Annotated in this window: 8 protein-coding genes; 5 read left to right on the top strand and 3 right to left on the bottom strand. The window is 55.3% G+C overall.

Going from position 1 to position 13,849, the window contains the following annotated elements; translation table 11 throughout:
* Positions 1 to 19 precede the first annotated feature (19 nt).
* Complete coding sequence (locus FYC48_RS11175; protein ID WP_149496789.1) at positions 20 to 916, top strand: hypothetical protein; 897 nt, start codon at positions 20 to 22, stop codon at positions 914 to 916.
* Positions 917 to 1,250: 334 nt separating this feature from the next.
* On the opposite strand, the gene FYC48_RS11180 is transcribed toward FYC48_RS11175, so the two are convergent.
* Entirely contained in the window at positions 1,251 to 2,837 is a 1,587-nt protein-coding gene (locus FYC48_RS11180; RefSeq protein ID WP_149496790.1) for an alkaline phosphatase D family protein, read from the bottom strand.
* A gap of 444 nt (positions 2,838 to 3,281) precedes the next feature.
* Here FYC48_RS11180 and FYC48_RS11185 point away from each other — a divergent pair, with 444 nt between their 5' ends.
* Positions 3,282 to 5,099 (top strand): DUF1592 domain-containing protein, encoded by a 1,818-nt coding sequence (locus FYC48_RS11185; protein ID WP_160149460.1) that lies wholly within the window; start codon positions 3,282 to 3,284, stop codon positions 5,097 to 5,099.
* Between the two features lie 203 nt (positions 5,100 to 5,302).
* Complete coding sequence (locus FYC48_RS11190) at positions 5,303 to 6,724, top strand: DUF1552 domain-containing protein (RefSeq protein ID WP_149496792.1); 1,422 nt, start codon at positions 5,303 to 5,305, stop codon at positions 6,722 to 6,724.
* A 284-nt stretch (positions 6,725 to 7,008) separates the two neighbouring features.
* Here the strand turns inward: FYC48_RS11190 and FYC48_RS11195 are convergent, their stop codons facing one another.
* Positions 7,009 to 7,824, bottom strand: coding sequence for a hypothetical protein (locus FYC48_RS11195; protein ID WP_149496793.1), 816 nt, complete (start codon positions 7,822 to 7,824; stop codon positions 7,009 to 7,011).
* A 590-nt stretch (positions 7,825 to 8,414) separates the two neighbouring features.
* On the opposite strand from FYC48_RS11195, the gene FYC48_RS11200 reads away from it, so the two are divergent.
* Entirely contained in the window at positions 8,415 to 9,080 is a 666-nt protein-coding gene (locus tag FYC48_RS11200; protein ID WP_149496794.1) for a glycine zipper domain-containing protein, read from the top strand.
* 37 nt (positions 9,081 to 9,117) lie between these two features.
* Here the strand turns inward: FYC48_RS11200 and FYC48_RS11205 are convergent, their stop codons facing one another.
* On the bottom strand, positions 9,118 to 10,752 hold the full coding sequence (locus FYC48_RS11205; RefSeq protein ID WP_149496795.1) for an ABC transporter permease: 1,635 nt from the start codon (positions 10,750 to 10,752) through the stop codon (positions 9,118 to 9,120).
* Positions 10,753 to 11,400: 648 nt separating this feature from the next.
* On the opposite strand from FYC48_RS11205, the gene FYC48_RS11210 reads away from it, so the two are divergent.
* A complete protein-coding gene (locus FYC48_RS11210) occupies positions 11,401 to 13,842 on the top strand; it encodes a hypothetical protein (protein ID WP_149496796.1) in 2,442 nt (813 codons plus the stop codon).
* Positions 13,843 to 13,849 lie beyond the last annotated feature (7 nt).

Below are 13,849 nucleotides of genomic sequence, written 5' to 3' on the forward strand. Positions count from 1 at the left end.
CATACCCTAAGCGAAACTAATGAAAAACCTACCAAGACAGATGTCGGCACCGGTAGAAGCGATTGCCACATTGATCATCTTTTTTTCTCTCAGTCACGTCGCGTTCGCCCGACCGTCGGGCCCCGACGACCGCAATCGCACTGAGAATGAGCAGGTAGAGCATCGATCGGAAACAGGAACCGGGCAAACCGCAGAGCGTTTCGTACTCAGCGGAGTCAATCGAGCGATTCCGCTCCTAAGACTGAAGGAGATCAAGGAGGCAATCAATCTTAGTGAGGATCAGGAGCGAGCGTTGCGCCGGTCGCAGGAGCGGAATCTGGAACCCAAAGCCACATCAGCGGTTGTACAACAAGACTCTTCTGACTCAGACGGTCTACAAACACAGAAGGAGTCGATCGCGGTACTGCGAAAAGAGTGGGCGAAGACATCTCGCGAACACCTGGAAGAAATCCTTCACCCCGAACAATTCGAACGGCTTTACCAAATCTCGCTTCAACTTCGCGGAATCGGTGCATTGCAGGATCGTGAGGTGATGCGCCGACTGAAAATCAGCTCGAAGCAACGCCATGAAATGGTGGATCGTCAAATTGCGTTCCTGAGACGATTGGAAAACGTAGACTTACGTGCCGCTGATGAAAAGGGAATGCACTCCTTACGCGAGCAGATGGGGGCGAGTGTTTTAGGGGTCCTTAATGAGGAACAGGTCGAGCAATGGGACGCGATGAAAGGCCCTGAGTTTCAAATCCCCGAAAGGTGGCATCAAAGAGGCGTGATGCAACGAGAACTTCAGCAACAACCCGCTTACCCATTTGAGCCTGTGAGTTCGCCGGCAGCTGTGAAGAAGCGAGTCATTGTAAAGCAACGTCAGACCACCAGAGCAGAGCAACCGCGTGAACGAGAGATGCATGACGACTAAGCAGGTACACACGAGTCTTTAGGCTTAACCACCCGAATAACACGCTCCCGCTTGCAGGCGGGGCGGACGGGCAAACAACCGGGGAGGTTGCTCCTTCCGGTCCTGAGAGCCCGACTCTTCTGGTGGGAAAGTGAAATGACTTCAGCCGAATCATTCGTGTTCCACCTTGATCGTCTGGGCATTAGCATCCCGAAATCACGTATTCGCGCGGGCGCACTATCATCGCGCGATGTGGTCTCCGCAGCCATTCCGCCCTCGCTACCCTCTGCCGATGTCTGAACCGTCGGCCAATCACCGCCGCGATACTCAACGCGGCGGTGATGCGTGATGATGGTTAAGCCCGCTCGGCTTTTGCGGTCCCAGATTCGACAACGTAAGAGACCCGTTGGAACGTTTTGCCGCCGGGCTTAAGGACATCATCAACCGCCATGTAATCTGATTTCCACTGTTGCGGAGTCACTTCACAGCGGATGTAACCGCGTTCGGTGTTGTGGTACTTCACGCAGGGGTTATTGGCCAACAGAGCATCGAGCCCACGTGGCTTTTCCGAACCGTTTCCGCCGCTCGAGAGCGACGTTGCGACGAATTCCGTTGCGATCGTGGACTCTTCTTCGTTGCGGTCATCACAGCGCAGGTCGTTCACCCAATTTGAATGAATGTCACCGGTCAACACGACAGGGTTGGCAATCGCACGATCGCGCAAAAACTCCATCATCTGCTTACGTTCATGCAGATAGCCGGGCCATTGATCCATCGAATAGGATGGATCGTCCGGGTTGCCGCTGCGATTGACCATTCCCATCATCACTTGCTGGGCAAGCACATTCCAATTTGCCTTTGACTGAACCAACTTTTGCGTCAACCAACCACGCTGCTTACGACCAAGCATGGATTGGTTTTTGTCCCACGCCGCTTCATTGAGCGGTGACTTGCGGTCATTATTAGGCTGATCACTGCGATACTGGCGGGTATCAAGTACCATGAAGTTGGCAAGTTGTCCAAACTGCGACGTCCGATACAGCCGTAAATCACTGCCCTGCGGCATCTGACTTAGACGTAGCGGCATCATTTCGTAATAAGCTTGGTAGGCGTTCACCCTTCGCCGCATGAAATCGACCGCATCGACGCCTTTCTGTTCGGAGATCTCACCGGCACAGTTGTTGTCAAATTCATGATCGTCCCAGGTCACAACCCAAGGACATTGTGCGTGCATATTTTGCAACAACTCGTCAGACCGATACTGGGCATACCGACTGCGGTAGTCATCGAGCGTCTCGATTTCCGGTCCGTGATGGGTACGAACCTTTCCGTTGCGTCCGGCAGCGTACTCGTAGATGTAGTCACCGAGATGGAAAACAAGGTCCATTTCGTCTTGGGCCATTTGTTCATAGGCGGTGAATAATCCTTGTTCGAAGTTCTGGCAGGATGTTACGGCGAACCGAAGTTTTTCCGGATTGCTTTCCGGATGCGGCATCGTGCGAGCACGACCGATCACGCTTTCTGCGTCGCCACACCGAAAACGGTACCAATACCAGCGGTCGGGTTTGAGCGTGTTTAGTTCGACGTGGACGGAATGCCCCAGAGCTGGGGTAGCAATGTGGGTGCCTTCCGCCACTACGTTTTTCATCTGATCATCGGTGGCGACTTGCCAATCGACTGGCAAGTTCTGAAGCGGCATTCCGCCGTGCGGCTCAAGGGGTTCCGGGGCGAGTCGGGTCCAAATGACAAACCCGCGATGATCCGGATCGCCGGATGCGATTCCGACGGAAAAAGGATTTTTCGAAAAAGACTGTTTCGTGTCCGCGTTTGCTTGTCGCGATGCGATCGCAAGGGAAGCAAACAATCCAGAGAAAGCGACGAAGCCTCGTCGGTTGATGACGTCCTGAACGTCTTGGCTGATCAGTTCGATAGAGCGGTGCATGATGTGTCGTGTGGAGCGGCGGTGAGGCCAAACGGGGGACTAAAGGAAGGGGATGAAGGCAGGGTTCGGTGGGGATTGAAACATCGAGGACTAACAAGGAGCCATTTGCGACAAAGCAGAATGCCGACTTCGCCGACGAAGCGTCCATCCTACCCTCTTACCGAACATCCCTGTCGCTCTTTTAGGATTGGCACGTACAATGGGCAACCCAACCCATCAACACGATCACTCGTACGCAGCGGAATCCTCGCCGCATTCGGGTGTCGCCCGCCCTTGACAGATACCGTTATGCGACCCTTTCCCAAATCTGGGAACCAGATTCCCACGCGCTTGCTTGCGCCGGCTTTTCCGCTGATACACGTCGTTTTCGGTGTTCTCGGCCTGGTCGTTTGCGTAGCCACACCCGAACCGATTCAAGCCGACGATGGCACAGAACAATCGGTAATGAAGTTTATCGGAACTTACTGTGTTGATTGCCATTACGGAGATGACGGCGAGGGGGGGATGCGTCTGGACCCGTTCGAAACCTCGCTCCAAGTCGCGGACAATCTGTCGACTTGGAAACAGGTAATCGCGCGTACCGAGAACTTCTCGATGCCACCACGCGAGGCCGACGTACCGAGTGAAGAAGAGCGACAAGCGTTCTTGGAAGCGATCCGTTCGCGAATCTTGTTGACCATCTGCGAAAACGGCGCACAGCCAGGCCCACCGCAACTGCGTCGTCTTAATCGCACTGAATATGGCAATACGATACGCGACCTACTTGGGATACATGTCAATGCGGCACATGCGTTGCCCGCTGATGGGGCCGGTGGTGAAGGTTTTGACAACGCGTCGGAAACATTGTTTATCTCACCGATCTATGCTGAAAAATACATCGAAGCGGCAGCCGAAGCGTTGAGCCATGCGTTCAACGATCCGCAGTCTCGAAAACGCCTCCTCGTTGTGGAACCAAACGAAGATCGGTCACCCGAGCAAGCAGCCAAGTCGATTTTGGAAAAATTTCTGCCACGCGCGTTTCGCCGTGCCGTCGATCCGAGTGAAGTGGCGGAGTACATGACCGTTTTTGAGACGGCATACCAAAGCGACGGGACGTTCGACTCAGCGATCGAGATGACTCTTCAGGCCGCGATGGTTTCGCCAAAGTTTCTGATGATTTACGAGACGCCAAACACCGGTTCTGAATCGGTCTTGGTTAGCCAATACGAAATGGCGTCACGACTGTCGTACTTCCTCTGGGCTTCGATGCCGGATGACCAGCTAATGAAGCTCGCCGGTGAAGGGCGTTTGCATGAACCCAAGGTTTTGGAAAAGCAAGTCGAGCGAATGCTGGAAAGTCGACTCAGTCGCGACGGATTGCGACGAAGTGCCAAGGTCCGTGAATTTGCGGCAAGCTTTATGGAGCAATGGCTTGGCACGCGGGCACTCGGACGGGAGTTCATCCCGGATCCGGAAGTGGCACCGCGCTACGACTCGGAACTGGAAGGCGGGATGAAGTACGAGCCGGTGTTTTTCTTTGAAGACATCCTCGCCGAAAACAAATCCATTTTGAACTTCATCGATTCGGACTTCACTTACGTCAACCGGTCTCTGGCATCTCACTACAAAATTCGCGGATCGTTTCGCGAACAACCCAAGTTGACGAAACTCGAAAAGGAGCACCACCGTGGTGGTTTGCTGGGGATGGCCGCTGTCCTGGCGGTTTCATCGCACCCCTATCGCACCAGTCCGGTACTACGCGGCAAATGGATCTTGGAAACAATCCTGGGAACTCCCCCACCACCTCCACCGCCGGATGTTCCTGAGCTTGAAGAAGACGAATCGGCGAACGTACCGAGCAGCTTGCGTGAGAAACTGGAGCTGCATCGGGAAAACGCGGCGTGTGCTACATGCCACGATATGATCGATCCGCTGGGATTCGGTCTGGAAAAATACGATCTGCTCGGCCGCTGGAGAACCGACGCTGGTGGTCAGCCAATCGATACTCGGGGGGAATTGCCGGGTGGTCGTACGTTCGAAGGACACGAAGAACTCAAAATGATCTTGATGGAACGGAAAGACCAGTTCACACGACACTTTGTTTCCAAAGTGCTCGGTTACGCCTTGTCTCGTGGCTTGACCGAAGAGGACAACTGCGTGGTCGAAGAGGTTACCGAAAAACTTGTCGCGGATGATTACCGCTCCCATACACTGATCAAGGAAATCGTGATGAGTGTTCCGTTTCGATACAAACAAGCGTCCGACCCGGCGTTATCCGAATAAGTACATTCCATATAGCAACGGAATCGCTTCGAATCGACTTCGACAGTCCGGCGCAAGTTGCCTAGAATGTCGCTGTCGAGACGGCTGTCCTATTGTCGTTCCGATCGATGCCAGAATGGCTTGCCTCGCCCAATGGGCCGAGAGCCTTGCTGCGCCGCCCGCCTACAACCACCCTCCGCTATCACCCGCCCTGAGTTCACGCTATGACGTCAGCCAATCGCGAACCTTCTGCTACGAAACGCCCCGTTTACCTTTCGGAGCAAACGAAGGGGGGCAGCCCGCTTTCACGACGCACCTTGCTGCGCGGAACCGGCATGGCGCTCGCCCTACCGTGGCTGGAGGCAATGATGCCGAGTGCTCGCGCCGAGGCGAAGGCTTCGGAGGAGCAACCCGGGGACTCGCCGAAACGGATGGCAGCGTTATTTGTCCCAAACGGCGTGCGGCAGGATCAATGGACGCCGGAGGGTGAGGGTGCAGACTTTAAATTGTCACCGACTCTTCAACCGCTCGCTTCGTTAAAGGACAAGATCACAGTCTTGTCAAACCTTTGGAACCAAGCCAGTAATGTCGGGGACGGACATTATGTCAAGTGCTCCGGTTACTTGACATGCACGACGATCAACAAGTCTCTCGGCATCGACCTCAACTGTAACGGCCGGTCAGTCGATCAGGTTGCGGCGGATTTTGGCGAACAGTTCACGCCGCTTCGTTCACTTGAGCTGGGCATTGATCCGGTCACGACCGGCGTCGATACCAACGTCGGTTACACCCGTGTTTATGGATCGCACATTGCCTGGAACGGGCCGACCAGTCCACTTGCGAAAGAGCTCAATCCACGCTCCGTTTTTGATCGCTTGCTGCGAGCGACCAAACCGTCGGCACAAACTGCTTGGCGCGACAAACTGTTGCTCGATCGCGCCCTGGCTGATGTGAAGCAACTCAATCACCAGCTCGGCGCGTCTGACCGGCACCGGATGGATGAATACATGCAGTCCTTACGGTCGATCGAGAAACGTCTCGATAAGCAAACGTCTCAACGACAGTCGGCTTGGTCTCCGTTGAAGCCTCTTGATCCCAAGCAGCGTCCCGAAGGCGAGTTTCGCGACGATCACGCAGAACACGTCCGGTTGATGATGGATATGATCGCGTTGGCCTTTCAGACCGACACGACGCGAGTTTGTACGTTCATGTTCGGTAACGCGGTCAGCGGTCGCAACTTTTCATTTCTTGACGGGGTTTCCGGCGGGCATCATGACATCTCGCACCATCAAAATAATGAAGACAAGCTAAAACAATACCAGCTGATCAATCGTTGGCACGTCGAGCAGTACGGATACTTGCTCACTAAGCTGGACTCGATGCAAGAAGGCGAGAGCACGGTGCTGGACAACTCGATGATCATGTACGGTTCCGGGCTACGCGATGGCAACAGCCACAGTCCACATAACCTGCCAATCGTCATCGGAGGTTCGGCCGGCGGAAAATTGAACGCGGGCCAACATTTGAGCTTCAGTAAAGACACTCCGTTGGCAAACCTCTATGCGACAATGCTTTCGGCGCTGGGCACGGGCAAGGAATCGTTTGCCGATAGCACCGGCGTACTGCCCGGTGTCTTGGCTTCCTAATTCGAACGCGACGATGCAAAAGCCGAGTTGGTAACATCCGCCGCAAACCGGGGCCAGACGCCAACGAAAGACACCGGGTATTCGTTTGGTCCGGCTGCTCGCAAGCCCAACGCTCGTGCTGTGGCTAGACGAACTGATTTGGTTCGGCGAATTAGCCGACGGGCATTCTTCCGGATGTTTGAATTGCAACCGTGGCTAACGCCAGTCCGCTAATGCGGAAGTCAGATCTGCGTCTCTACGGCGGTCGTGTTGAACTTTGCTGCGGCTGAAGTTGCCGATCGCGGCTACGATTCGAATACTGGATGAGCCGGCGTCGAATTGTTCGGCCAATCGACACCTAGGCTCATCAACCAATGTGACTTTGGAACGCCATAGTCATCGAACAGATCCGAACGAAACAGGCCGAGAGCGGCCGCAATGACGGCTTTGTTGTGATCTTCTAGACCGGGGGTTGCCGATGAGCGTCGCTGGATCATTTCACGCATGGACGCATTCATTAGCCAGCTCGTCATTGTTCTGAATCGACTGTCGCCTGAATCGCGTAGCTCGGCCCGGAACGCTTGGGCACGGTGTTGGTCGACACAGTAATCGATGTGAGCGTCGGGGGACGTAGTGACACGAGCAACGAGCCAATCCGACCATCTCTGAACACCATGCCGCAAGCGATTCAGCCGGACGATCATCGCCACCGGTGCCGCCGTGGCTTCCAATAAAATCTGTCCGACACGGTAACTCGCATCAAGCTGTGAATGGAATACACCGTGCGTCACCGCCGCGACTCGGTCATTGCCTTCGTCGATCATCGTGCGCTCACATACACTCCCAAGAGTAGCGACAACACGCGTGAGCAGTTCTGACACTAAGATGTCGTCCAGCACGCCTTCGTATTCATCCCACCAGCGATGAAGTGATGGAAAGCTACCACTGTTTTTCGCGTCACGATATCCTGCCATCACGCGATGCCACTGTTCGTGCCGAGTCCGAAACGCGCTCCAATAATTCATGATGGTTTCTGCGGAAACCTCATGCTGGCTGATGGCGAGAGAATCACCGTGGCTAGCCAGGCTGGCTGCAAGATCGGCAAGGGCGAGTCGGTTCATTGGCGTTTCCGGGGTGCGAAGTTCAGCCGCGAAGGTTCGGACTGCCACCAAAGCACCCCGCATGCCATCGGGCGATATCGTGGCAAACCCGCCCTTTATGCGATCAGACAGTGCCAGCCGGTGAAAAAACGCAACGCCGTCGTTGTCCGTAGGCACCACACCATTGATGGAACTCCACCATCGATTCCCTCACGATCGGGCCGGCGAAAGGCCGATTTACTAAATGGCGAAAACATGACGCGGGTCTATCAGCGGTCGTCGCTGACCCCCGCGAGGTAGATTCGCCTCCGCCGTTGTGGCTAGTGCAAGACGCCGGCGGTCAGAACGGCTGCGATTGATCGGTCGATGGGCTTTGCTGCAGGTGATTCCCATGCCCGTGGCTGATACTGCCGCCAAACCCGATATCAAATGGGCTCCCGCCAGCGTTTTTTTTTGCTGTTTCCAAGACGCCGATTGCCCTTCGAACGAACCGCCAGTGAGACATGGTCGCCGCGGCAATTCCGCATCGATGTCAATTGACGTCTGTGATGCGGATTTGGTACCAGACGACTTGAGCGAAACTTTCCGTTTTTGACAAGAGAACCAGTCCGATGAATGCCTTCCAACGAGTTGTTCTAGCTGCGGGGATCTGCCTCGCTTCTTTGCCGTCGGCGTTTGGGCAGGCCAACCAACAACGTGGGGTCGCTTTGGGCGGAATCGCCGGTGCGATCGCCGGAGGCATTATTGGGGACCACAACGACGAAGCCGGAGCGGGCGCCGCGATCGGTGGTGTGGTTGGCGCAGTCGCCGGTGGCATTCTTGGCAACGCTTCGGATAAAGAAGCCGATTTGGCTCGCCAACGTGCGGCGTACTACCACGCTCATCAGCAGCAAGCCGCGGCACAACAACAAGCGATCGTGATGCAGTCGGCGGTCACCTTACAGGACGTGATCAGCATGAGCCGTTCGGGGCTGAGTGATCAGGTCATCATTAACCAAGTTCGACAGCGTGGCTTTGTCGGGAAGGTTGCGGTCAACGACATTATTGCCCTGCACCAGCAAGGCGTCAGCGAAAATGTGATCACACAGCTTCAAGCGGCAGGCTCAAATCCTGCGCCAGTCCAACTGGCGCAGCCAGCCCCGCAAACGCCCGTTGTCATCGAGCGACACTACACCCGACCTGCACCGGTGATCATCGAGGAACGCGTGCTGCGACATTACCCTCGACCACACTATTATCATCACCCGCGTGGCGGATACCGTTTTTATCGCCATTGATTGGTCCTTCGCGGATCACCGGCGATGAGCCTTTGTTTCAACCGTCGGAAAGCCCCTTACGCCCCCGCAGTCGTAAGAGCATCGCGGCGGTGGCGACGATCACGAAGATGATACTGAACGCGAAGTAGCCGATCACGCCGATCATGAATCCGTCATTGATCTGTTGATTGTTCGGCACGAGGTCTTCGTTTAACGGCAGCCAGAAAAGCGCCGAGAACGGACTCGCAATCCCGGTCCAGTCGACATTGGCAACCGTGCTCGGTGGCATGTCCAGCATTCTCGCGACGATCGAAAGCGCCGGCGGAACAACGTATAGCAACAATAGCAAGGCGTACGTTGTCAACAGTGCGATTGATGTCTTACGGGCGAACATGGAACAGGTCAGTGCCACCACGCAGTTGACCAAGCAAACTGTGGCAACGATCAAGAACATCAATGCGACGGTGATCAAGTTTGACCAGAACGCCGTATTCAGGGACGCTCCCAAAATTAACGGCCAGAGTAGGAATCCCGTCAGCACGATGGAGATTCGGAACCGTACGACAAATTTTCCCCAGAGGATCTGCAGTGGCGAAAGTGGCGTCGTCAACAACAGGTCAAGTGTTTGACGCTCACGTTCACTGGTGATGCTGCCAGCAAGAAACGAAGGGCCGACAAGCATGTTAAAGACAATCACATAGACGCAGAACCAGGGAGCTTGATGTTGTTGAAAGAACAAGAAGTATCCCATCATCGGGATCGCCAGCAAAATGCTGATCTGAATGACCAGCCGTAACATCAGCGTGCCTTGGCTGAAGATTTCGCTGTGCAGTTCTTTGTCGTAAACCGGATTGGCCCCATCGGCCATCATCTCGTTCTTTTTGGGCGGCGCGAACAACCGGTCCGGAAATTGATCGGGTTGGATAACCAGTCCGACGGCCTCCTCGGCCTCCTTTTCAAGGTCGATGACCTCCTTGCCTTCGCTCCCGACATCCGGAGGATAGAGCATCCGCCCTGCCGCGGCGGCACCCATCAGGATAACGGCAGTCAAGCCAAACGCGGGAACGACCACGGTGGCTAGCTTTAGACGCAGATAACCTTCCGTGCCCAGCGTCGCCCAAAACACACATGCTCCGATCACCAATGGCAAAATCACGAGGTAACTGACCACAAGCGCGCTACTGGTCCGCGGGAAGTAGCTGCTGCACATCACCCCGATGGCACCAAAGAGAATCACCGAAATAATCAAGCCTAGGTAAGCGGCCAGGACCTCGTAAACGTGCACACCACCGAGTGGGAGACACAACACGATGATGGGGAGCGACCCGATGATCAGCATTCCCAAATGAGTCAACGAGGCGACCATCTTGCCGAGGACGATCGCCCCCGGTCGCATCGGACTGGCCAGTAGCATTTCGTAGGTCTTGCGTTCTTTCTCGCCGGCGATCGTTCCGGCTGCAAAGCTAGGTGCCATCAGCGAAGCGATGACGTATTGCCCAAGAAAAAATAGATTCACCAACTTTGTCGCCGACGGTGGGCTAGACGTCAAATCCAAGCGTTCGTCGCTCGGCCACGCGGCGATCACGACCGCAGCGAGCAACAACTGGTAGAGAGCCAACAGAACGAATGCTCGCTTGGTGCGCAAGTTGACGAGTAGCTCACGCTGCAAAACAGGATTCTCAAAGATGTACATCAGCCGAAATGATCATCCTTCGTTGGTTAAGTCACAGTCGTCGTTACACGGCGCGTCGCCATTGTATCAGCCTCCGTGGTGGCTCGGCAGCTGGACGGCGATAACTTTCGCTCGGTCCCCGCTCGAACGCTGATTCCGCGCCGTGTTTGGTATCGGTATTCCGCGGCGACTCATCGGCCGATACGAGTCGGTCCCTGATCGAGAAACGATCGCGGCAAATGCAACGAGTCCTCGTTCGCAATCTCAATTCTGGCGACTCGTCTGATTGATCACCGTCACACACAGGCCGGTTGAAAAGTCGAATCCTAGGAAATTGATTTCGACTGCTCCCCCCGACGTGCCGCGCTGGCATACAATAGCCTGACATCGCACGATGACGCTGCAAACGCCGTTCTCGCTGATTGGAAGCTTTGTATTGTTCGACCATGACACTCGAAGGCTTTCACTCGCGCTGGGCGATCACTCAGACAAGGCTTCTCTCCACACTGGGCGGTCACACAGAAAGTTCATTCTGGGAGCCCCCAGTTGGCTCAGCGCCAAAGTGAACCGCAACAACTCTTGGTGATGAATCCTGGTTGACCGTTTGGCGTGATCGTTTTCACTGCGACCGCTACTATTGTCCTTTCTCACTCGCGACCGACGTTTCGAATGCCGCGACACGCGTTCTTTCTCTACCTGCTATTAACCATCCCCTTGATCGTCGGTTGCGAAGGCTGCCGTCGTGGGCCAAGCGATCCGGGCGCCAACGGGGAACAGGCCGCCAAGGAAGCGTACACCGTTGGGAAATTGATCGGCTACCCGGACGACCAGAACTCAACCTTTGGGGCGATGAAACCGGGGCATTGGATGAGTGCCGAACAATCGATTCGCAGCAATCAGAATGATAGTCGTGGCGAATTGTTTTCCCAGGCCACGACGGTGCTGCGCGATCGGAACATGAATCAGGTCGGTACGCTGGAATCGATCAAGACCGTTCGTCCGGTCGTGCTGCCTCGTGGTCAAATGCGTGGATTCGACTTTAGGTTTCACGTCCCCTTGCCAAGCCAGAATGAAACACGTCGCATCAGCCTGTCCAGTCGTATGGTGCCTCGCAGTGGCGGTGTGCTCGATGCGGGCGGGCAACCATTTGTGGCGATGTCCGGTAGCGAGTATTTCTTTGTCGTGCTTACATCGCGTCCCGCCCGTTTCACACGATTTCAGACCTCGAATTGGGCGAGCTTTAAGTCGGGAACTCTGGACATGGAGGTCCAAGCGAACAATTATCGGGTCGTCGTCCCGAAGGTCGACGGGGGAATCCTGCCACTGCCCGAGACGATGCTCGATATGACCAGCATTGCGGCCGTTTTCTGGGACGATGTCTCCGAAGACTCGCTGACCCCGCTACAACAATCAGCGCTGGCGGACTGGGTGCGTTTCGGCGGCCGATTGATTGTCAACGGTCCAGCGGCCAGTGATGCCGTTGCCAACACCGCTTTGCTGGAACTGTTACCGCTCGAACCGACGAGCAATATCGAGCTTGACGGGAACGCCGCCGCGACAATGTTGTCGAATCATTCTGTCAAAGATGATTTGAGTCTCGCCAAACAACGAAACCTGCTGCTGCAAGAGTCAAGCCGCGTCGCAATCGATGGTCGACTTAATAGCGGTTCCGAATCAATCGACGGAACCGAATCACTGGTGCTTCGAAAACGCTTCGGACGCGGCGCCGTTGTTCAACCGAGGTTCGACTTGACCGAAAGTTGGTTGCAGGACTGGGAATCTTACGACAGCTTCGTCAACAGCGTGATTCTAAATCGGCCTGCCAGAGCCTTCGTCGTCTCTGACTTTTCACAGGCGATTCCCGGTCTGGGCGATGCGCCCACACAACCAGAAGAAATTTTTCCCGAAGACCTGCAGCTCGCGTTTGTCGACACGAGCATCACAGCCGATGCGGCCGCCAACACGCAGTTTCGTCTAGCCAGTCGTGACGCAATTTTGCCGCGAGTTCAAGTCGATGGCGAAACCAAAACGCCGGGCAGTGTCTTTGACCAACAGCATCGAATCCACCCCCTCGGTGGCATCGCATCTTGGAATGACGATAGCGACTTGATGCAGGTGTTACGGGAGACATTGACCAGCCAAGCTGGAATCGAGATTCCAGATTCATCTCTTGTGGTCCGATCATTATTGATTTACCTCGTCATTCTTGTTCCGGTTAACTACATCGTCTTTCGTTTGATGAATCGACTGGAATACGCATGGTTTGCGGTACCATTGATCGCGGTGATCGGCGCCGTCTGGGCGGCACGACAAGCAAGACTTGATATCGGCTTCGCACGTAGCAACACCGAATTGGCATTCGTCGAAGCGCATGCGGGATACCCGCGCGCCCACCTGACGCGTTTGATGGGAGTCTACAACTCGCTGAGTAGCCGTTACAAACTTCAGTTTCGTACGGCCGATGGGGTCGCGATGCCGTTGATCGATGAGGCAAACCCCGACACCACCGTACAGCCGGAATTCCACGTCTCATTCGAAGAAGGGCCCGCACTCGTCGATTTCGCTGTCGCGAGTAATCGGATGCGTTTCGTGCACTCCGAAGAAATGGTTGATATGGGAGGCGAGATCCGGCTAGAGTCGGACGGCTTGGTCACTAACCAAACCGACTGGGAATTGCTTGATGTAATCGTGGCCCGGCGAGGCCCGGATGACGAGATTGAACTAGCCGTCGTCGGCACACTCGGCCCGGGTGAAGCCCAGCCTCCTGAATTTCGCGACGCGCGGCGGACATCTATTTCGGAAGATTTACCGATGGGCCTTCAGCAATTGATGTCACAATTGACAGCGGCAACCGCGATCCCTCAAGATTCGACTCGATTGATCTGTCGGATCGACGGTCGCATCGACGGACTGGAGATCACGCCGAATGCGAGTCAACACTCCGCCCAAACGGTGATGCTGGTCCATCTCGAACAACCGCCATTTCCTCGCAGCGAGCCGGATGCGAACTTGGTTTCCGCATTCACTCGATCGATCAAACCCGATGACGCCGCTGAAGCCCCGGCATCGACGACTTCCGATAACGATCCCTCATCAAGCTCTTCCAACTAACGACGCC

The organism is Roseiconus lacunae (assembly GCF_008312935.1).
In the GTDB taxonomy this organism is placed as follows: domain Bacteria; phylum Planctomycetota; class Planctomycetia; order Pirellulales; family Pirellulaceae; genus Stieleria; species Stieleria lacunae.